This is a genomic window from Methanobrevibacter sp., assembly GCF_015062935.1.
GTDB lineage: Archaea > Methanobacteriota > Methanobacteria > Methanobacteriales > Methanobacteriaceae > Methanocatella.
On sequence record NZ_SUTM01000002.1, the window covers coordinates 29,935 to 30,241 of the forward strand.

Annotated in this window: 1 protein-coding gene; it reads left to right on the forward strand. The window is 41.0% G+C overall.

Features of this window, described 5'->3' with window-relative positions; translation table 11 throughout:
• Positions 1–307: hypothetical protein (locus E7Z81_RS00925; RefSeq protein ID WP_292742997.1), on the forward strand; the 307-nt coding region annotated here is incomplete at both ends.

The following is a 307-nucleotide window of genomic DNA, read 5'->3' on the forward strand; positions in this document are numbered from 1 at the left end:
TAATGCTTCTGCGTTGAAGGATGATTTGGATGTTGCTAAGGCTAATGCTTCTGCGTTGAAGGATGATTTGGATGTTGCTAAGGCTAATGCTTCTGCGTTGAAGGATGATTTGGATGTTGTTAAGGCTAATGCTTCTGCGTTGAAGGATGATTTGGATGTTGCTAAGGCTAATGCTACTAAGTTGGCTGATGATCTTGCTGATGCTAATGCTAGGGTTGGTAATTTGACTGGTGAGTTAGCTAATGCTACTGATAGGATTGCTGATTTGACTGAACAGTTAGATGATGCTAATGCTAGGGTTGGTAAT